The 19,506-nt window shown below is 66.1% G+C and carries 16 protein-coding genes; 7 read left to right on the top strand and 9 right to left on the bottom strand.

Features of this window, described 5'->3' with window-relative positions; all coding sequences use genetic code 11:
- Positions 1-3: 3 nt before the first annotated feature.
- The 4 genes from JQ633_RS30505 to JQ633_RS30520 are packed head-to-tail and all read right to left on the bottom strand — an operon-like array spanning position 4 to position 3,117.
- On the bottom strand, positions 4-426 hold the full coding sequence (locus JQ633_RS30505; RefSeq protein WP_211989142.1) for a hypothetical protein: 423 nt from the start codon (positions 424-426) through the stop codon (positions 4-6).
- 10 nt (positions 427-436) lie between these two features.
- Complete coding sequence (locus JQ633_RS30510; protein WP_211989146.1) at positions 437-1,873, bottom strand: TIGR01777 family oxidoreductase; 1,437 nt, start codon at positions 1,871-1,873, stop codon at positions 437-439.
- Entirely contained in the window at positions 1,870-2,535 is a 666-nt protein-coding gene (locus JQ633_RS30515; protein WP_211989147.1) for a DUF4166 domain-containing protein, read from the bottom strand. Before JQ633_RS30515 ends, JQ633_RS30510 begins: the two co-directional genes overlap by 4 nt.
- Before the next feature lie 24 nt (positions 2,536-2,559).
- Positions 2,560-3,117 (bottom strand): GbsR/MarR family transcriptional regulator, encoded by a 558-nt coding sequence (locus JQ633_RS30520; protein WP_211989148.1) that lies wholly within the window; start codon positions 3,115-3,117, stop codon positions 2,560-2,562.
- Between the two features lie 176 nt (positions 3,118-3,293).
- Here JQ633_RS30520 and JQ633_RS30525 point away from each other — a divergent pair, with 176 nt between their 5' ends.
- Positions 3,294-4,106, top strand: coding sequence for a class I SAM-dependent methyltransferase (locus JQ633_RS30525; protein ID WP_211989149.1), 813 nt, complete (start codon positions 3,294-3,296; stop codon positions 4,104-4,106).
- Positions 4,107-4,115: 9 nt separating this feature from the next.
- Here JQ633_RS30525 and JQ633_RS30530 read toward each other — a convergent pair whose 3' ends face one another.
- The 4 genes from JQ633_RS30530 to JQ633_RS30545 all read right to left on the bottom strand — a co-directional run bounded on the left by JQ633_RS30530 (position 4,116) and on the right by JQ633_RS30545 (position 7,780).
- Positions 4,116-4,415: an acylphosphatase gene (locus JQ633_RS30530; protein ID WP_211989150.1), complete on the bottom strand. Its 300-nt coding sequence runs from the start codon at positions 4,413-4,415 to the stop codon at positions 4,116-4,118.
- A complete protein-coding gene (locus tag JQ633_RS30535; protein ID WP_211989151.1) occupies positions 4,412-5,278 on the bottom strand; it encodes an isocitrate lyase/PEP mutase family protein in 867 nt (288 codons plus the stop codon). The genes JQ633_RS30530 and JQ633_RS30535 overlap by 4 nt, the downstream gene beginning before the upstream one ends.
- Before the next feature lie 99 nt (positions 5,279-5,377).
- Complete coding sequence (locus tag JQ633_RS30540; protein ID WP_211989152.1) at positions 5,378-7,393, bottom strand: acetyl-CoA carboxylase biotin carboxylase subunit; 2,016 nt, start codon at positions 7,391-7,393, stop codon at positions 5,378-5,380.
- Between the two features lie 180 nt (positions 7,394-7,573).
- Positions 7,574-7,780 (bottom strand): hypothetical protein, encoded by a 207-nt coding sequence (locus tag JQ633_RS30545; RefSeq protein WP_211989154.1) that lies wholly within the window; start codon positions 7,778-7,780, stop codon positions 7,574-7,576.
- A 242-nt stretch (positions 7,781-8,022) separates the two neighbouring features.
- Between JQ633_RS30545 and JQ633_RS30550 the strand changes: the two genes are divergently transcribed.
- Together JQ633_RS30550 and JQ633_RS30555 are read left to right on the top strand one after the other, a co-directional pair.
- Positions 8,023-8,784 carry a thermonuclease family protein gene (locus tag JQ633_RS30550; protein WP_211989156.1) on the top strand — a complete coding sequence of 254 codons (762 nt, stop codon included), beginning with the start codon at positions 8,023-8,025 and terminating at the stop codon, positions 8,782-8,784.
- Between the two features lie 72 nt (positions 8,785-8,856).
- A complete protein-coding gene (locus JQ633_RS30555) occupies positions 8,857-11,322 on the top strand; it encodes a PAS domain-containing hybrid sensor histidine kinase/response regulator (RefSeq protein WP_249159760.1) in 2,466 nt (821 codons plus the stop codon).
- 53 nt (positions 11,323-11,375) lie between these two features.
- On the opposite strand, the gene JQ633_RS30560 is transcribed toward JQ633_RS30555, so the two are convergent.
- Positions 11,376-14,060, bottom strand: a complete 2,685-nt coding sequence (locus JQ633_RS30560; RefSeq protein ID WP_249159761.1) for a bifunctional diguanylate cyclase/phosphodiesterase — start codon at positions 14,058-14,060, stop codon at positions 11,376-11,378.
- Positions 14,061-14,258: 198 nt separating this feature from the next.
- Between JQ633_RS30560 and JQ633_RS30565 the strand changes: the two genes are divergently transcribed.
- The 4 genes from JQ633_RS30565 to JQ633_RS30580 all read left to right on the top strand — a co-directional run bounded on the left by JQ633_RS30565 (position 14,259) and on the right by JQ633_RS30580 (position 19,474).
- A complete protein-coding gene (locus JQ633_RS30565; protein ID WP_211989162.1) occupies positions 14,259-14,486 on the top strand; it encodes a hypothetical protein in 228 nt (75 codons plus the stop codon).
- A gap of 104 nt (positions 14,487-14,590) precedes the next feature.
- The gene (locus tag JQ633_RS30570; RefSeq protein WP_211989164.1) at positions 14,591-14,920 is read left to right on the top strand and encodes a hypothetical protein; all 330 of its coding nucleotides are present in this window, start codon (positions 14,591-14,593) and stop codon (positions 14,918-14,920) included.
- Positions 14,921-15,033: 113 nt separating this feature from the next.
- On the top strand, positions 15,034-16,257 hold the full coding sequence (locus JQ633_RS30575; RefSeq protein WP_211989166.1) for an efflux RND transporter periplasmic adaptor subunit: 1,224 nt from the start codon (positions 15,034-15,036) through the stop codon (positions 16,255-16,257).
- Entirely contained in the window at positions 16,250-19,474 is a 3,225-nt protein-coding gene (locus JQ633_RS30580; protein WP_211989168.1) for an efflux RND transporter permease subunit, read from the top strand. The genes JQ633_RS30575 and JQ633_RS30580 overlap by 8 nt, the downstream gene beginning before the upstream one ends.
- Positions 19,475-19,506 lie beyond the last annotated feature (32 nt).

Genomic DNA, 19,506 nt, shown 5'->3' on the forward strand with positions numbered 1-19,506 from the left:
ACTTTAGGCGGGCTCGTACTCCGACAGCTCGCGCATGACGAACCAGTAGGTCAGGCCCGCAACGAATCCGGCCACGACGAACAGACAACCGATGCCCGAGGTCCAGATTGCCGGAGACCACACCAGGAGGCTGATGCAGAGCGCTCCGATGGCGGCGCCGGCGCAGGCGAAGAAGCCGGCGGATCGGATCCGGAATTCTTCGCTGAGCCAGATCACGATCGCCGCGGGGATCGCGGTCAGCAGGCAGGTGATGACGAATACCGCGGCCGATGGCAGCAGGAGCACGACGATGCCCCGTAGAAGATGGGCGACATCGCCGCGCGAGGCGAACATCATGGCCGTCTGTCCGACGGCCGAGATCACCGCAGTGGCGGCGCCACATCCGGCGAGCCAGCCACCGAATGCATGGGAACAAGTGCTGGACATCTTGCCCTCCTCACAGGATGGCCTCGAACGCGCTGCGCAGGGTTTCGTGCCGGAACACAAAGCCGTTGCTCAGCGCCTTGTTCGGCAGTACGCGCTGGCCGCCGAGCAGCAGTTCGTTGGCGAAGTCGCCGCCGACCGTCCGCAGCAGCGCGGCGGGAATGCGGAAGATCGCCGGACGGTGCAGGCGGCGCCCCAACTCTTCGGTGAACTTCGTATTGGTGACGGGGATCGGCGCGGTCGCGTTGATCGGCCCTGACAATTCGGGCTTGGCGATCACATGCGCGATCAGGCGCACGAGGTCGTCGCGCTCGATCCACGACATCCACTGTTTGCCTGAGCCGAGCGGTCCGCCGAGGCCGAACTCGAACGGCGTCAGCATCCGCGTGATGAAGCCGCCATCGGTGCCGATCACGAGCCCGATCCGCAAGTATGCGACGCGCACGCCGTGATCGGCGGCGGGCTTCGCCGCGGTCTCCCAGGCCTCGCACAGCTCGTGGCTGAAGCAGGCATGCGACTTCGCGGATTCCGTCAGCACCTGATCCTGCCACAGCCCGTACCATCCGATCGCCGAGCCGTTCACCAGCACCTGTGGCTTGCGCTCGAGCCGCGCGATCAGCCTGACGACATCGGCCGTCATGTCGATACGCGAGGCCAGGATTTCGCGGCGCTTGGCTTCGGTCCACAGGCCGTTGCCGATCGGCTCGCCCGCGAGATTGACGATGGCGTCGATCCTGATGTTGGCGGGCAACTGGTCGAGGCTGGTGATCAGGTGGATCGGCGGCGGCAGCATCTCGGCCTTGGCCGGATTGCGGATCAGCGCAATCACCTGATGGCCCGATGCGGCGAGGCTTGCAACCAGGCGGCTGCCGATGAAGCCGGTCGCGCCGGTGACGAGCACGGTCTGCCGCGCCGGCAGCTTCTCGACCAGCGTTGCCGCCGGCACGCTGGTCATCCGCCCGAGCCGCCGCGCGGCGGCGAAATCCCTGACGCCGCACAGTGCAGCACCGACCGCTGAGGCTGCCGCGATGATACTGAGCCATCCGGTGTAGGCGAGCACAATGCCGGTCGGCTGCATCGCCCAACCGATCAGGACCGGCAGCAGCAGCACGAGGATGGCGCCATAGTTGAGCGCGAGCAGTGTGTGATTGATCCGCTCGCTCGGCGGCAGTTTTCGGCTCAGGTCCTCTTCGACGAAGTCCATCAGCGTAATGACGACCTCGACCACCAGCACCGCGATCACAGCCATCGCGAGGATGCCGTACACCTCGAGCCAGCCGAGCACCAGGAACAGCAGCGCATAGAGCATGTTGCGCGCGCCGTGCAGCTTGAGCTCGTAACGCTGCGAGGGACGCCAGGCCAGCCGCTCGGTGAATTCGTGATGATAGAAGGTATCGAACACGCCCATCGCGATCTGTATCGCGATCAGCGTCCATAGCAGCGGCGTCATGACGAGGCCTCCCTGAACACGGCCGACTGCCGCAGCAGCCGACCAAAACGCGGGTGGATGATCTCGAGCGTGAAGCGGAAGTCGCCGCCGCCGAGATCGGAATGGGTCACGGTGAGATCGCCCGGGGTCAGCCATTCCGGCAGCCGCAGCCGGAAGGGACCGATCTGCAATGAATAGAACACGCTGTGAAACACCAGCGCCTCGTGCTCGACCGCGATGCGCAGGGCCATGCTGACGCCGAAGCCGACAAACTCTTCCAGGCCGGTCGGCCCGGCGAAGCGTTTGGCGGAGTGAATGACCTGCGGAAAGCCGTCGCGGCGCGCGCAGATGCGGGTCCAGACCTGGCCGCCGCTCGCCGCGTCCTCGGTGACCGTGACGATCATCGGCACACCCGTCTCGCTGCCGGTCGGCAATGGTCCGCCGATCAGGCGCGCCGCCTGCGCCAGCCACCAGCCGGTGCGGCTGAAGCCGGCCTCGTCGACCTCGCCGACATAGACGACGGTGTTGCCGTCCTCGAAGCGTTTTGAGAATCGCCGCCAGATCGCGACCGGCAGGCGGCCCCAATCCTCATCCGACAGCAATGCGCGGAAGCGGTGGTCGTCGAGCAGTCTGGTATCGGAAGCTGGCGATGTTCTTAAGGTGGATATCCTTGCTGACGCCATCGCACACTCCCGTGACTGCCGTCCCTATTTGGTTCTGCCTGTCGGCAGGAAACTCACGATCTTCTCGCCGAGCTTGATCAGCGCGACCAGGCGCGGCCGCGGCACTTTCAGCATCTGCTCGTACCAGCGGTCGACCAGCTCGGTGAAAGCCAGCATCTCCTTCAGCCGCTTGCTGGCGACCGCGCTGATGGCCGGATCGTCGGCGGCATCGGAGACACAGGCGCGCAGCGCCGCGACAGCGGGGTCGATCTCGCGTTCCTTGCGTCCGGCCGCGATCCTGGCCGCGACCTCCCAGATGTCGGTCTCGGCCTCGAAATGATCGCGGCGGTCGCCGAGGATCGGCACGCGGCGGATCAAGCCCCAGGCCAGCAATTCCTTGATCGAGTTGGAGACGTTGGAGCGTGCCATGCCGAGCGTGTCGGCGACGTCCTCCGCCGTCATCGGCGCCTCCGCCAGATAGAGCAGCCCGTGGATCTGGCTGACCGAGCGGTTGACGCCCCATTCGTCGCCCATGTCGCCCCAATGCAGGATGAAGCGCTCGACGGCCGCGGGGAGTTTCTTCTTGCCGGTTATTTCTGTCATGACAGAAATATCAGATAATTCAGAGTGGAAGTCAAGAGCCCGGTGCGGGCCGCAGAACCGGGCTGCGACCCTATTCTGGACGTTGGCGCGGGCGGATCACTGCTTCATACTTCGAGACAGGCTTGGTTCAGGGCAGGCTCGACCCCGGCCCACCCGCCTTCGCAAAGGAGCGCGTCATGACGGCCCCCTCTTCCGACAAGGTTTTTTCGGGATCGGTCCCGCAGATCTACGACCGGCTGATGGTGCCGATGATTTTTGCGCCCTATGCCCGCGATCTCGCGCAGCGCATCAAGGGACACCGGCCGCACGACCTGCTGGAGATCGCGGCCGGCACCGGCGCCGTGACGACGGTGCTGGCCGCCGAATTGCCCGACACCCATATCACCGCGACCGATCTCAACGAGCCGATGCTGGCGCAGGCCAGGACGCACCTTGCAGGCAAGTCGAACATCACATGGCAACAGGCCGACGCGCTATCGCTGCCGTTTGCCGATGCGAGCTTCGATGTCGTCGCCTGCCAGTTCGGCGCGATGTTCTTTCCCGACCGCATCAAGGGTTACGCCGAAGTGCGACGTGTGCTCAGGCCTGGCGGCCGGTTCCTGTTCAACGTCTGGGACAGGATCGAGGAGAACGATTTCGCGGACGTGATGCAGCAGACGATGCACCAGGTGTTTGCGAGCGACCCGCCGCAATTCATGGCGCGGACCCCACACGGCTATCACGATGCGGCGCGCGTTCGCGGCGACCTGACCGCCGCCGGGTTTCGCGACATCACAATCGAGATGGTGACGCATCGCAGTCCCGCGGCCTCAGCTCAGGATGCCGCGATCGCCTACTGCCAGGGCACACCGATGCGCGGTGAGATCGAGGCACGGGGCACGCCGGGACTCGAGGCCACGACGCAGCGCGTCGCGGAAGCTTTGGCACGCCGCTTCGGCAATGGTCCCATCGACGGGAAGATTCAGGCGCTGGTGATCTCCGCGGCATAGCCGCGCGCGTCAGAGCGTCGGCAGGAACGCGAACCGCTCGCCCGCCCCGCGCAGGTTCAGCAGGTCGGACGTGCCGGCATCCGCCTGCACGCCGTCGACGCGCGCCGACGATGGCCCTCGCCGGCAGGCGGCAATCATCTCGGACACAGTATCTTCAGGTCCCGACAACACCGCCTCGACGCTGCCGTCGCGGCGGTTGCGCACCCAGCCTTCGAGACCGCGCGAGGTGGCTTCGGAATGCACCCATGCCCGGTAGCCGACGCCCTGCACGCGGCCGCTGATGGTGACGTGGCGGATTACGCCACTCACGTCTTGAGGCCCAGGAACTCGCCGGTACGCGCCTTGGTCTCAGCCTCGCGCATCACGCGGCTGGTCAGTTCGGATGACGCGATGCCCCTCAGGTTCTTCGGCGAGGCGCCTTCGCGCAGCGCCTTCAGGGTCTCGTAGACCGCTTGCGTCGCGGCGGCGAACGGCGCATGGCCCTGCAGCGCGATCCTGACGCGCTGACTCGCCAGATAGTCCGGCGCGGTCATCTCCTCTGGCGCGCCGCCGAGCACGATCGGCAGCCTCGTCGCGGCGGAGATCGCCTCCAATTCGCCGCGCGACTTGATGCCGGTGAAGAACAGCCCATCGACACCAACGGCTTCATACGCCTTTGCCCGCGCGATCGCATCGTCGAGACTGGTCATGGAAACGGCGCCGGTGCGGCCGAGGATGACGAGCGAGGGATCGCTGCGGCCGTCGAGCGCGCCCTTCATCTTGCCGACGCCCTCCTCCAGCGAGATCAGTTGCGGCTTCGCTTGACTGTACGCCTGCGGCAGCAGCGTATCCTCGATGGTCAGCCCCGCGGTGCCGGCGGCTTCCAGCTCCTGCACGGTGCGGCGGACGTTGAGCGCGTTGCCGTAGCCATGGTCGGCATCGACCACGAACGGCAGCGCCGAGGCACGCGACATCCGTCGCACCTGCTCGGCCAGTTCAGTCAGCGTGATCAACGCAATGTCGGGATCGCCGAGCACCGAGAGCGAGGCGACCGAACCGCCGAACATGCCGAGCTCGAAACCGAGATCCTCCGCGATCCGGATCGAGGTCGCGTCATAGACCGAGCCCGGACGGATGCAAGTCGAACCGGAAAGAATGGCGCGGAGTGCTTCGCGGCGTTTGCGGAAGGCCATCGGGGAACCTCACTGATGTCATTCCGGGGCGATGCGAAGCATCGAACCCGGAATCTCGAGATTCCGGGTTCTCGCTTCGCGAGCCCCGGAATGACAGTTTCAAGCGAATTCGAGAATCAACGCATCGACGGCGAGCGTGGCGCCCGCTGCAGCGTGGATCTTCTTCACCGTGCCGTCGCGCTCGGCGCGCAGCACGTTCTGCATCTTCATCGCCTCGACCACGGCCAAGGTCTCGCCGGCCTTGACCTCCTGGCCCTCGGTCACCGCGATCGACACCACGAGGCCCGGCATCGGACACAGCAGCTTCTTGCCGGTGTCGGCGGCCGAGACCACCGGCATCAGCCGCGCCGAAGTCGCCTCGGTCTCGGTGAAGACATAGACCGGCACCTCAAAGCCCTGATGCGCCAGACGGAAGCCGTTGCTGATCGCCCGCACCTGCAGCGCGACGTAGTTACCGTCGATCGTGCCCTGCCACACCGGCTCACCCGGCACCCAGCTCGATACCAGATTGTGCGGATTGCCCGGCAGCCCGTCGGCACCGACGAAGCGCACCGCGATGGCATCGGCCTCGCGCGCGACGTCGAGCGCGATCTCGCTGCGATCGAGCCACACCGCACGGCGGCGCTCGCGCTGCACGACGCGGCCGCCCATCTGGCCGGAAATCTGCCGCTTGCGCTCACCGAGCACGTGGTCGATCGCAGCACCGACCGCCGCGAGCCGCCGCGCGATCTCGCCCTCCGGCGGCCGCGCGGCAAATCCCTTCGGGAATTCCTCCGCGATGAAGCCGGTCGAGAGCCGGCCCTCGCGCCAGCGCGGATGGTTCATCAGCGCTGACAGGAACGGGATGTTGTGCCTGATGCCGTCGACATAGAACGCATCGAGCGCCGTCGCCTGCGCCTCGATCGCCGCGGCGCGCGACGGCGCATGGGTGACGAGCTTGGCGATCATCGGATCGTAATGGATCGAGATCTCGCCACCTTCCTGCACGCCGGTGTCGTTGCGGATCGTGACGCCGTTATGACTGGCTTCGGCCGGCGGGCGATACTTCACCAGCCGCCCGATCGACGGCAGGAAATTGCGGAACGGATCCTCGGCATAGACGCGGGATTCCACCGCCCAGCCGGTCAGCGTGACGTCCTTCTGCGCGATCGCGAGCTTCTCGCCGTCGGCGACGCGGATCATCTGCTCGACAAGGTCGATGCCGGTGATCAATTCGGTGACGGGGTGCTCGACCTGCAGGCGGGTGTTCATTTCCAGGAAGTAGAAGCTCTTGTCCTGGCCGGCGACGAATTCCACGGTACCGGCCGAATCGTAGTTCACCGCCTTGGCCAGCGCCACCGCCTGCTCGCCCATCTTGCGGCGGGTCTGTTCGTCGAGCAGCGGCGACGGCGCTTCCTCGATGACCTTCTGGTTGCGGCGCTGGATCGAACATTCGCGCTCGCCGAGATAGATCACGTTGCCGTGCTTGTCGCCGAGCACCTGGATCTCGATGTGCCGTGGATCGACGATGAACTTTTCGACGAACACGCGATCGTCGCCGAACGAAGACTTCGCTTCGGCCTTCGCAAGGTTGAAACCCTCGGCGACCTCGGCCCTCGAATGCGCGATCCGCATGCCCTTGCCGCCGCCGCCGGCGGAGGCCTTGATCATCACGGGATAGCCGATCTCGTCGGCGATCTGCACGGCGTGCTTGTCATCCTCGATGACGCCGAGATGACCCGGCACGGTCGAGACTTTGGCCTTCGCGGCCGCCTTCTTGGATTCGATCTTATCGCCCATCGCGGCGATGGCGCCGGGGTTCGGGCCGATGAACACGATGCCCGCCGCCTCCAGCGCGCGCGGAAACGCCTCGCGCTCGGAGAGGAAGCCGTAGCCGGGATGCACCGCCTGCGCACCGGTCTTGCGGCAGGCCTCGACGATCTTGTCGATCAGAAGATAGCTCTCGGCGGCCGCGGGCGGCCCGATCAGCACGGCCTCGTCGGCCATCTCGACATGCAACGCGTCGCGGTCGGCCTCGGAATAGACGGCGACCGTCTCGATGCCCATACGGCGCGCAGTCTTGATGACCCGGCAGGCGATCTCGCCGCGGTTGGCGATCAGGATTCGTTTGAACATGCTCTCTTGCTTGCGCTTTTTCTTGGGCTTTTCGGACTTGGGTAGGATCCTCCCCGCGCAATTGGCACGGGCGAATGGCGTGACCACTCCGTGGTACAGCAAAACGCCCCGGAGGCAACGGCCTAATCGCGGCCCTGCCCGGCGCTTGACGAGCCCTTGGACGGTAGCCCGAGAGGTATTTCAGCCCGAATAGGTCTGGAAGCGGCCGCGCACATAGGCGTGCGAGACTGCTTTCATCAATTCGCCGACCTCATTCTCCAGGAATTCGTTGGCGACGATCAGCGCACGGATGGTTGCGCGCATGTCGCCGCCGCAGGCCGCAATCGCCTGGTCGACAGCCGCTTCCAGCCCGTCATCGTCATCGGATTCGGGTTGGGCGGAAGTCATCGGAAGTGTCCGGATCAATTTGGCGAAGGCCTATGTTCCTATTTTGTTCTCATGAAGTCAACCGCCGATTGGGCCGGCGCGCCGGTCCCACCCGTTCTTTCCAACGAGACGGATCGAGGCGGCATATCGGCGATGGTTGCCAAGGATGGACCCGTCATCAATCCGGCACGCGCGCTTGGTTTGATCGCGGCCAGCCTGTGCTACTAAGTCCGTAACATCAGCCAGGCCCCGAAATGAAGAAAATGCGATCCCGAGTTGCCCTCCTCGCGACGTTGCTCCTGACATGCCTGTCCGCGCCCTCCGCCCTCGCCGCGTCTGCGGTGATCAAGGACGGCGGCACGATCCAGCTCGGCAGCACCACCTACCGGCTCGACGGCATCGATGCGCCGGCGATCGATCAACTCTGCATCGACGAGCACGCCGATGTCTGGAGTTGCGGTGTCGAGGCGCGCGACCAGCTGACCAAATTGATCGGCGGCAAGCCGATCCATTGCGATGATATCGGTGTCGATCCGACCTTCAAGAAGCGCCGCCTCGGCGTCTGCAAGCTCGACGGCGACCCGACCAGCCTGAGCGAACAACTCGTCAGCCAGGGCTACGCCTTGAATGTCGAGGCGTCGGCCACTGGCCGATTCAAGCCGGATGAGGCTGCGGCCAAAGACAGTCGTTCCGGCCTGTGGAAAGGCTGCTTCGTCGCGCCGAGCGACTTTCGCGTCGGCAAGAAGGACGGCACCCTGCTCGGCAATTCCTGTCCGGCCAACCGCGACCAGCAGATCCGCGATGCGCTCTTCCCCGCCGACCTGCCGATGCCGGACAGCTGCAACATCAAGGGCAAATACGCCGTGCGTGCCCGCGTCACGGGCAATGTCGGCATCTACCACCTGCAGGCCTGCCGCAGCTATCCCGGCCTGGCACAGGATCACTGGTTCTGCTCCGAGGAGGATGCGCAGGCCGCCGGGTTCCGCAGGGCCTATAATTGCCGGCCGAGCAGCAAGAGCAAGTGACGGCAGCAAAATCACCGCTGGCAAAGCCGCCTCGTCCTGTGTGAGACTGTATCGCAGAGGTTGCCGGCGCGTATGACCCCATCCGATCCCGATGTGCTTCCTGAGGCCGCGGCCGCCGAACGGCTGCGGCAGCACCTTGAGGAGATGGCACGCGAGCGCGACCGCGCCCACCGCGAATTGCAGGAGCGCGAGGCCGAGCTGGCGCGGATCCAGCGCATCGCGCGGGTCGGCGGGCTCGAGATCGACTTCCGCGACGGCGTCAGGAACCGCCGCTCCCCCGAATATCTGCTGGTCCACGGGCTGCCGGACGATCACGTCAACGAAGCCTATGAGAACTGGATCGCGCGGATTCATCCCGAGGACCGCGAGCGCACGATCGCGCACCTGTTCGACGTGCTCAAGAACGGCGGCGAGGACTACACCGACGAATACCGCATCATCCGCCCGAGCGACAGCGAGAGCCGCTGGATCCGGGTCGTCGCCAAGATCGAGCGCGACCGCAGCGGCCGCGCGCTGCGCCTCGTCGGCGCCGATCTCGACGTCACCGACCAGATGCTGGCGCAGGAGACGCTGCGCGAGAGCGAGGAGCGCTTCCGCCTGATCGCCGACAGCGCGCCGGTGCCGATCTGGGTGACCAAGCTCGACCGCACGCGCTCATTCGCCAACCAGGCCTATCTCGACTTCCTCGGCCTGCCGTTCGAGGAAGCGATCGTATTCGACTGGCGCAAGGCGCTGCATCCGGATGACCTGCCCCGCATCCTGCAGGAGCAGATCTCCGGCGAGCTGTCGCTGAAGCCGTTCGTGCTGGAAGCGCGCTACCGTAACGCCGCCGGCGACTGGCGCTGGCTGCGCTCGGAATCGCAGCCGCGCTGGGATCCGACCGGCAAGCATATCGGCTTCATCGGCGTCGCCCATGACATCACCGCCGCCAAGGAAGCCGAGATCGAGCTGCGCAAGCTCAACGAGTCGCTGGAGCGGCGCATCCTGGAGCGCACCGCACAGCTCGAATCGCGCGAAGCGCAGATGCGCGCGATCCTGGAGACAAGCCATCAATATCAGATGCTGCTCAACCGGAACGGGGACTTGCTCTACACCAACCAGACCGCGCTGGCCGGCATCCGCGCCGAGCCGGCCGACGTCGTCGGCAAGCCGTTCTGGGACACGCCGTGGTTCACGGCGACCGAAGGCATGCCGGCGACGGTACGAAGCGCCTTCGCCACGGTGATGGGCGGCGAAGAGGTCAAGCTCGAGATGCCGCTGCGCCTGCCGATCGGCGAGCGCTATTTCGACTTCGCGATGCGGCCGCTGCACGATCAGCACGGCAGTATCGTCGGCGCGGTGCCCGAGGCCGTCGACATCACCGAGCGTCGCCTCGGCGAGGAGGCCCTGCGGCAATCGCAGAAGATGGAGGCGGTCGGCCAGCTCACCGGCGGCGTTGCGCACGACTTCAACAACCTGCTCACCATCATCCGCTCCGCGACCGACTTCCTGCGCCGCCGCGAGCTCCCCGACGATCGCCGCCGCCGCTACATCGACGCGATCTCCGAGACGGTCGAGCGAGCCTCCAAGCTTACCGGCCAGCTGCTGGCATTTGCCCGCCGGCAGCCGCTGAAACCCGAGGTCTTCAATGTCGGCGCGCAGGTCGACGCCGTGGCGCAGCTGATCCGCCCGCTGGTCGGCGCCAGCATTCACATCGAGGTCCGGATCGACAATCCCGACTGCTTTACGATTGCCGACATCGGCCAGTTCGAGACGGCGTTGATCAACCTTGCGGTCAACGGCCGCGACGCCATGAATGGCGAGGGACTGCTGACGATCGCGGTCAGGAAGGTGCAGCACATCCCTGCCCTGCGCGCGCAGGCTTCGCGCAGCGGCGATTTCGTCGCGATCTCGATCCGGGATACCGGCACCGGCATCTCACCGGAAAATCTCGACGCGATCTTCGAGCCGTTCTTCACGACCAAGGAAGTCGGCAAGGGCACCGGGCTCGGATTGAGCCAGGCGTTCGGCTTCGTCAAGCAGTCCGACGGCGACATCGAGGTCACCAGCACGCTCGGCCATGGCGCGACCTTCACGATCTATCTGCCGCAGGCGATGCGGCCTCTCGATGCCAAGATCGCCGCCGCCACCGGCAGCGAGCAGGCCTCGATCGGCCGCGGCTATCGCGTGCTCGTCGTGGAGGACAATGACGAGGTCGGCCAGTTCTCCACCGAGCTGCTCGAGGACCTCGGCTATTCGGTCAAGCGCGCCGCCAGCGCCAACGCCGCGCTCGCGATGCTCTCGGAGAACGAGTTCGCCGCCGACCTCGTGTTCTCCGACGTGATCATGCCCGGCATGAACGGCGTCGAGCTCGCCGGCGTCATACGCGACCGCTTCCCCGGCCTGCCGGTGGTGCTGACCAGCGGCTACAGCAACGTGCTCGCCGAGAACGCCCATAGCGGGTTCGAGCTGATCCAGAAACCCTATTCGGTCGAAGCGCTGTCGCGCACGCTGCGCAAGGCGATCACCGAGCAGCGCGCGACTGCCATGAAGCCGTGAGCGCCCCGCGCCGTGTCGGCTGACGCGGGCGATGCCGGCCGAATTCGACGCCCTCAGGCGGCGTCCTCGACACCGTCGGCCGCGAGCAGCATGCGCACGTCATGCGCCGGAACCGGCTTGCTGAACAGATAGCCCTGCATCTGTGTGCAGCCGAGCATCTGCACGGTGTCGCGCTGCTGGTCAGTCTCGACGCCTTCGGCGGTCGTGATCATGTTGCGGTCGGCGGCGATCGAGACCACGGCGCGGATGATCGAGGCCGAGCCGGAGTTGCCGGTCACTTCCTTGACGAAGCTGCGATCGATCTTGATCTTGTCGAACGGGAAGCGCTGCAGGTATTGCAGCGACGAATAGCCGGTCCCGAAATCGTCGAGCGCGATGTGAACGCCGAGCGTGCGCAGTTCGCCGAGCGTGACCAGCGCCGCGTCGTCATCGGCGATCAGCACCGCCTCGGTGATCTCGAGCTCGAGCCTCCGCGGGTCGAGCCCGCTCTCGGCAAGCACGCTCGCGACCTTCAGCGCCAGCGTCTCCGACTTGAACTGGACCGGCGAGACGTTGACGGCGACCCGCACGTGCGCCGGCCAGTTCGCCGCCTCAATGCAGGCGGTGCGCAGCACCCACTGCCCGATCTCCTCGATCAGCCCGGTCTCCTCGGCGATCGGCACGAATTCCGCCGGCGAAATCATGCCGCGCACCGGGTGCCGCCAGCGCAGCAGCGCCTCGCAGCAGGTCACCTCGTCGCTGCGCAGGTCGACCAGCGGCTGGTAGTGCAGCTCGAAGCCGCCCTCGCTCAGCGCGGTGCGCATATCAGCCTCCAGCGCGCGGCGCAGATGGGCCTGCTTCTCCATCGCCGGATCGAAGAAGCGGTACGTCCTGCGGCCCGCCGCCTTGGCGGCATACATCGCAAGATCGGCGCATTTGAGCAGGCCGAACAGATCGGTGCCATGGCGTGGCGCGATCGCGATCCCGATGCTGGCATCGCCCGACAGGCGATGGCCGTGGCAATCGAACGGCGCCCGCAGCGACTGGTAGATGCGCGCGACCAGGTCGCTGACATCGTCGTCGGAAGCGATATCGTGCTGGATGATGGCGAACTCGTCGCCGCCGAGGCGCGCAATGAAGTCGTTCGGGCCGACCGCCTGGCGCAGCTTCTCGGCAACGCCGCGGAGGAATTCATCGCCGATCAGATGCCCCAGCGTGTCGTTGATGCGCTTGAACTCGTCGATGTCGATATAGTGAATCGCGAAGGCGGGGGCCGCCGGCTCGCGCAACAGCCCTTCCGCGTGACGCTGCAGCAGCGTCCGGTTCGGCAATCTGGTCAGCGCATCGTAATGCGCGAGATACTCGATCTTGGCCTGCGCGCGCCGCCCCTCGGTGACATCCTCGAGCGTGGTGGCCCAGCCGCCGTCGGGCGATCGCCGGTAGACCAGGCGGATGTTGCGGCCGTCGGGTGTCGACACCAGCGTGTCCCGGATCTTGTCGCTCTCCGGATTGGTGAAGCGGGCGCAGTATTCGTCGACATCGCCGACGAACGAGCCGGTCTCCTGCCGATGCAGGATCAGGTCGCGCAGATGGCATCCCGGCTTTGCGACGTCGGGCGACAATCCGAACATGTCGATATATTGCTGATTGCAGATCACCAGCCGCGCGTCGGCGTCGAACAGCAGCAGCGCCTGCGTCATGGTGTTGATCGCGGTGTCGAGGTGCTGACTCTTCTCGCTCAGCCGTCGCTGCGCGGCATCATGCTGACGCCGCAGCTGGCGGACGATCAGGAAGATCGTGACGACGACGATGAGGACCGCGAGCACCGCGGCGCAGAATTGCAGCTTGGTCTGGGCGCGCCAGTCCGCCAGCGCGGTCGAGGTCTGGGTCGTCGCGAGGATCAGGATCGGAAAATGCGCCAGCGATCTGACCGCCCCGATATTATCCTCACCCGAGGGGCCGGCGAAGCGGCCCGAGGTATTGCCGCCCAGGCTCAGGACCTTGCGGAACAGCGGCTGGTCGACGATGTTGCCGCCGACCACGCTGGCATCCTGCGGATAGCGCGCGATGATGGTGCCGTCGCGGTGGATCATCGAGATCACGGTGTCGTCGTTCAGCGCAAGCGAGGCGACGAAATCCTCGAAATGGCTGGGCTCGACGCCGCGACTGGCGAAGCCGATGATCTCGCCGTTACGGCCGGTGATCTTGCGGGCGAAGATCGTGGTCCACTTTCCAGTCACCTTGCTCATCGCGGGCTCGACGATGACTGGCGACGTCGGCCTTCCCGAGATGAACTCCTGGAAATAGCGCCGGTCGGAGATGCTGATGTCCTGCACCGGCCACATCTCGGACGAGTTGATCAGCCAGCCCTTGGCATTGAACAGGTTGAGCCCGCCGACATGCGGCAGCGCCGCCAGCCGTGTGCGCAGCATCTCGTGCGCGCTGAGCAGCGACATCGATCGTTCGAACTGGTCGGCGGTGTCGATCTGGCCGGCGCGCAGGTAATTCACGATATCGTCGTGGACGTGCTGGAGATCGCTGAGCTGCTGGTCGAAATGCCGCGACAGCAGCAGCGCGGTGTTGTTGAGCTCGCGTTCGGAAACGTCGAGCGTGCGTTCGCGGAACTGCAAGGCAAGATAGCCGGTGCCGAGCGTGATCGCGAGCACCAGCAACGCCGCGCTCAAGACGAGCCATTGAATGGCGCCGGCGCGCGAGGCGCGCCGCACACCTTCATTCGGCAGCCGCCGGCTTTCCGGCATCCCGCTGTTCGTTGAACAAACCGACATTTTCCTGCCCCTGGGGGTGCCCTTGTACGGGAACACAACCCAAGGGGTCGTTAGGAAAGTCAGTTATCGGGGGGTTAAGACGACCGCATAGCCAAGCTGCGGAGCCGAGCTCATATTTCATCGCACGGATGGGTGGGATATCAACGTCCCCAAGACCGGGGATCGATCGCGATGGATGCACTCACACTGTTCGGATTGTTCGCCGTGACGATGATGCTCGTCTGCTATGCGGCCGAAGATCGCAGCCCCTGGTTCATCCTGGCCTTCGCGGTCGCCTGCGCGCTCGGTTCCGCCTACGGCTTTCTGCAGGGCGCGTGGCCATTCGGCCTCGTCGAGGCAATCTGGGCCGTCGTCGCGGCCCGGCGATGGCTGATGCGTCGCGTGGCGGACAACGTCTGACGTTATAGTATTCGACGCGATTCCGCCGCGCCCGGAACTTGAATGCGCGCGATTGCGGCGCTAACTAGGGGCGCATGGACGCTTCCGCCGCCACGATTCGAACTTTGCAGCGAACGCGCGGCTGGCGCAGCCTGCTCGCGGGATTGATCTCGCTCGCGCTGGTGCTGTCCATCTTCCACGGCTGGGCGTTCGATGGCGACGACGACGTCTCGTCCGCTGTCTCCATTGCGCGGTCGATCAACGACACCGGCGGCAAGGCGCCGGCACATCCCGCCTCGCTGCACGGCGATCACTGCCTGACGCACGTCGCGTCGATGGCTCCGCAGGAGACTGCGGTCGCCATCGCCTATGCTTCGCACAGCTACGGCGATGCCGCGATGCAGTTGCCCGCCTCGGCCGATCGCCTGTCACCCTTCAAACCACCACGCGCCTGATCCGGTCGGCATGACCGGCCGTGTCTCGCTGCCGCCGGGCAGCGGGCACGTTTCCGCACAGATCGATGTTGCGACGGCGCGTGGCTTGCTGCCCGCGCTGCGGAGAGGCGTAGATGAAACGGATTGTTGTATTTTTCGCCGGCGTCGCCGCCGGCATCGGCCTGGTCATGCTGGCCGCCGGTTGGATCGGCTGGCCCGTCATCCTGCACACCCAGGTGCAGCAGGCCGCGACCACCGGCGCGCCAACGGCCGAGGCCAGGCACCATCCTCCCGGCCACATCGAGCTCAGCGACGACCAGCTTCGCGACGCCGGCGTCACGCTGACGCAGGCAAGCGGCGGCATGCTGAAGCGCCATTTCCTCGCACCGGGCTCGCTGATCCCCGACGCCGACCATATCGGCCGTGTCTCGGTGCGCGTGCTCGGGACGGTCACTGAACTGCGCAAGCGGCTCGGCGACAGCGTCGAGAAGGGCGAAATCGTCGCCGCCATCGAGAGCCGCGAGGTCGCCGATGCCAAGAGCGGCTACCTCGCCGCCCTCCTGACCAACGACCTGCAGCAGACGCTGTACAACAGGCAGAAGACGCTGGTGGAGAGCCGCACCGTGTCGGAGAACGAGTTCCTGCGCACCAGGCTGAGCGCGAACGATGCCCAGATCAAGCTCGACGGCGCACGGCAGAAACTGTTCGCGCTGGGCTTGTCGGACAGCGAGATCGCGGACCTGCCGAACCAGCCACCGGAAAGCTTGCGGACCCAGTTTCTGCGGGCGCCGATCTCGGGCCGCGTTTCCGAGCGGCGGGTCGATCTCGGCGGGCTGATCGGACGCGAGGGCCAGGAGAGTGAGCTCTACGTCATCGTCAATCTCGACGACATCTGGGTCGATCTCGCGGTCTCGCCCGAAGACATCGGCGCGGTCCGTGAAGGCGTGTCGGTCAAGATCCGCGCCGTCGGCACCGAGGATGAAGCCAGCGCGGATGTGATCTTCGTCAGCCCCCTGCTCGACCGCGAGACCCGCAACGCGCGCGTGATTGCGACGCTGCCCAACAAGGACCATCGCTGGAAACCCGGCACCTTCGTCACCGCGGAGGTGCCGCTCGCCGGGGCGCCGTCGACTGTGATCGTCTCGAAGAAGGCGGTTCAATCCATCAAGGGCACGCCCACCGTGTTCGTGCGCGATGCCGACGGGTTCGAGGCCAGGTCGGTGCGGACCGGCCGCGAGGACGACGACGATATCGAGATCGTGGCCGGTCTCGCTCCCGGCGAGACTATCGCCGTGCAGAACACCTTCACGCTCAAGGCCGAGCTCGAGAAAGACCAGGCGGAGCACGGCCATGATTGAGCGCATCATCGGCCTTGCGATCAGTCACCGCTGGGTCGTCGTCACGCTCGCGGCGATCCTGATGTTCCTCGGCGGCATCGCACTGACCAGGCTGCCGATCGACGCGGTCCCTGACATCACCAACAAGCAGGTGCAGATCAACACGACGGCGCCGGCACTGTCGCCGGCGGAGATCGAGAAGCAGATCACCTTTCCGATCGAGACGGCGCTCGCCGGCGCGCCGGGGCTGGAGAGCACGCGCTCGCTGTCCCGCAACGGATTCTCGCAGATCACCGCGGTGTTTAGCGAATCCACCGACATCTATTTCGCCCGCCAGCAGGTCGGCGAGCGCCTGACCGAGGTCCGCGCGCGGCTGCCGCAGGGCATCGAGCCGCGGATCGGTCCGACCTCGACCGGGCTCGGTGAAATCTACATGTGGACCGTCCATTTCTCGGGTCAGCCCGTGCGGAGCGACGGCACGCCGGGCCTACAGAAGGATGGCCACTTCCTCACCGCGGATGGCCAGGTTCTGCAGAGCGAGGTCGAGAAGGACGCCTATCTGCGCACGGTGCAGGACTGGATCATCAAGCCGCAGATCAAGATGGTCCCTGGTGTCGCCGGCGTCGATTCGATCGGCGGCTACCTGAAGCAGTATCAGGTCAATCCCGACGCGGCCAAGCTGATCGCGCTCGGCCTCACCTTCGCCGACGTCGCCAAGGCGATCGAAAGCAACAATGTCAGCCGGGGCGCGCGCTACATCGAACGCAACGGCGAAGGCTTTGTGGTGCGCTCCGGCGGCCGCCTCGAGAATATCGAGGAGCTCGGCGCCGTCGTCGTCACCACCCGCGGCGGCGTCCCGGTGCGGATACGCGACATCGCGACCGTATCAATCGGCGGCGAGACCCGCACCGGCAGCGCCAGCGAGAACGGCCGCGAGGTTGTGGTCGGCACCGCCTTGATGCTGATCGGCGCCAACAGCCGCACGGTGTCGGCGGCGGTTGGCGCCAAACTGCGCGCGATCGCGCCGTCACTGCCGCCAGGTGTCGAAGTCGAGACGGTGCTCGATCGCACCCAATTGGTGGATGCGACCATCGGCACGGTTGCGCGCAACCTCGGCGAAGGCGCGCTACTCGTGATCGCCGTACTGTTCCTGCTGCTCGGCAATTTCCGCGCGGCGTTGATCACGGCGCTGGTGATCCCGATTGCGATGCTGATGACCGCCATCGGCATGTGGCAGGGCCGCATCAGCGCCAATCTGATGAGCCTCGGCGCGCTGGATTTCGGCCTGATCGTCGACGGCGCCGTCATCATCACCGAGAACAGCCTGCGGCATCTCGCCGAGAAGCAGCACGCCCTCGGCCGCGTGCTCAGCCGCGACGAGCGGCTGGCGACGGTGCGCGCCTCCGCCGTGGAGATGGTGCAGCCGAGCCTCTATGGCCAGACCATCATCCTGCTGGTCTATGTGCCGCTGCTCACCTTCACCGGCGTCGAAGGCAAGATGTTCGAGCCGATGGCGCTCACCGTGATCCTCGCGCTCGCCGCCGCCTTCGTACTGTCACTGACGCTGGTTCCGGCGCTGATCGCGATCACCATCACCGGTCGTGTCCAGGAGAAAGAAAACCGCATCGTTGCCGCGCTGAAGCGCTGGTATCATCCATTGCTGCGGCGCTCGGTTGCGACACCCGCCCCCGTCATCGCAGTGGCGGTCGCGCTGTTCGCGGCCGCCCTGGTCGGGTTCTCACGCCTCGGTCAGGAGTTCATCCGCTCGCTCGACGAGAAGAATATCGCCATGCACGCGCTGCGGATTCCAAGCACGGCGCTGTCGCAGTCGCAGGCGATGCAGCTGTCGGTCGAAAAGACCGTCAGCCGCTTCCCGCAGGTATCGTTCGTCTTCTCCAAGACCGGCACTGCCGAGGTGGCGAGCGATCCGATGCCGCCGAACGCCTCCGACACCTTCATCATCCTGAAGCCGCGCGAAGCCTGGCCGAATCCGTCGATGACCAAGGAGCAGCTGATCGACGAGATCGCCAAGGCGGTCGGCCGGCTGCCCGGTAACGTCTATGAGTTCACCCAGCCGATCCAGATGCGCTTCAACGAGCTGCTCGCCGGCGTGCGCGGCGACATCGCGGTCAAGGTGTTCGGCGACGAGTTCGAGCCTATGCAGAAGGCCGCGGGCCAGGTCGCGGCGGCGCTGCGGGGCGTGCGCGGCGCGACCGACGTCAAGGTCGAGCAGGCCGGCGGCCTGCCCGTGTTGGAGATCAAGGTCGACAAGGCGGCGATCGCGCGCCGTGGTCTTAGCGTCTCCTCCGTGCACGATGTGATCGGCGCCGCGGTCGGCGGCCAGGATGCCGGCGTGGTCTACGAGGGCGATCGCAGCTTCGACATCGTGGTGCGGCTGCCGGAGAGCGTGCGGTCAGATCTGGAGGCGCTGAGCAATTTGCCGGTCGCGTTGCCGAAGGCGACGCCGGCCTCGCCGGTGCAGAGCCTGCCGCTGAATCGGGTGGCCCAGTTCTCCTTCACCGAAGGGCCGAACCAGATCAGCCGCGAAAACGGCAAGCGTCGCATCGTGGTGACGGCCAATGTCCGCGGCCGCGATCTCGGCTCGGTGGTCGAGGAAGCCCAGGCCAGGGTCGCGCAATCGGTCAAGCTGCCGCCGGGCTACTGGATGAGTTGGAGCGGCCAATCGGAGAATCTCGCGGCGGCGCGCCAACGGCTCGCACTGGTCGTGCCGGCCTGCTTTGCGATGATCTTCCTGCTGCTGCTGGCGGCGATGGGCTCGGCGCGCGATGCGCTGCTGGTGTTCAGCGCGGTGCCGCTGGCGCTGACCGGCGGCGTCGCTGCACTGTGGCTGCGCGGCATGCCGTTCTCGATCTCGGCGGCGGTGGGCTTCATCGCGCTGTCGGGCGTCGCGGTGCTGAACGGCCTGGTGATGCTGAGCTACGTCAGGCAGTTGCGCGAACGCGGCGTGCCGACGCGGGCGGCGATCGAGCAAGGCGCCCTCACCCGCTTCCGGCCCGTGGTGATGACGGCGCTGGTGGCCTCGCTCGGCTTCGTGCCGATGGCCTTTGCCACCGGCACCGGCGCCGAGGTGCAGAAGCCGCTCGCCACCGTGGTGATCGGCGGCCTGATCAGTGCGACCCTGCTGACGCTGGCCGTGCTGCCTGCGCTCTATGCGCGGTACGGTCATGCCGGTAAGCTGGCGCGTGACGAGGGCGCGGCCGTTCAGCCAGCCGAATGACGGCTTGTTGAGCGCCGCTGCGCTGGAAAAAC

This window comes from Bradyrhizobium tropiciagri (assembly GCF_018130505.1).
Lineage (GTDB): Bacteria > Pseudomonadota > Alphaproteobacteria > Rhizobiales > Xanthobacteraceae > Bradyrhizobium > Bradyrhizobium tropiciagri_B.

What these genes read in the sequence shown, in the direction of transcription:
- JQ633_RS30505 (WP_211989142.1), bottom strand. Translation starts at nt 426, where the DNA reads ATGTCCAGCACTTGTTCCCATGCATTCGGTGGCTGGCTCGCCGGATGT.
- JQ633_RS30510 (WP_211989146.1), bottom strand. Translation starts at nt 1,873, where the DNA reads ATGACGCCGCTGCTATGGACGCTGATCGCGATACAGATCGCGATGGGC.
- JQ633_RS30515 (WP_211989147.1), bottom strand. Translation starts at nt 2,535, where the DNA reads ATGGCGTCAGCAAGGATATCCACCTTAAGAACATCGCCAGCTTCCGAT.
- JQ633_RS30520 (WP_211989148.1), bottom strand. Translation starts at nt 3,117, where the DNA reads ATGACAGAAATAACCGGCAAGAAGAAACTCCCCGCGGCCGTCGAGCGC.
- JQ633_RS30525 (WP_211989149.1), top strand. Translation starts at nt 3,294, where the DNA reads ATGACGGCCCCCTCTTCCGACAAGGTTTTTTCGGGATCGGTCCCGCAG.
- JQ633_RS30535 (WP_211989151.1), bottom strand. Translation starts at nt 5,278, where the DNA reads ATGGCCTTCCGCAAACGCCGCGAAGCACTCCGCGCCATTCTTTCCGGT.
- JQ633_RS30540 (WP_211989152.1), bottom strand. Translation starts at nt 7,393, where the DNA reads ATGTTCAAACGAATCCTGATCGCCAACCGCGGCGAGATCGCCTGCCGG.
- JQ633_RS30545 (WP_211989154.1), bottom strand. Translation starts at nt 7,780, where the DNA reads ATGACTTCCGCCCAACCCGAATCCGATGACGATGACGGGCTGGAAGCG.
- JQ633_RS30550 (WP_211989156.1), top strand. Translation starts at nt 8,023, where the DNA reads ATGCGATCCCGAGTTGCCCTCCTCGCGACGTTGCTCCTGACATGCCTG.
- JQ633_RS30555 (WP_249159760.1), top strand. Translation starts at nt 8,857, where the DNA reads ATGACCCCATCCGATCCCGATGTGCTTCCTGAGGCCGCGGCCGCCGAA.
- JQ633_RS30560 (WP_249159761.1), bottom strand. Translation starts at nt 14,060, where the DNA reads ATGCCGGAAAGCCGGCGGCTGCCGAATGAAGGTGTGCGGCGCGCCTCG.
- JQ633_RS30565 (WP_211989162.1), top strand. Translation starts at nt 14,259, where the DNA reads ATGGATGCACTCACACTGTTCGGATTGTTCGCCGTGACGATGATGCTC.
- JQ633_RS30575 (WP_211989166.1), top strand. Translation starts at nt 15,034, where the DNA reads ATGAAACGGATTGTTGTATTTTTCGCCGGCGTCGCCGCCGGCATCGGC.
- JQ633_RS30580 (WP_211989168.1), top strand. Translation starts at nt 16,250, where the DNA reads ATGATTGAGCGCATCATCGGCCTTGCGATCAGTCACCGCTGGGTCGTC.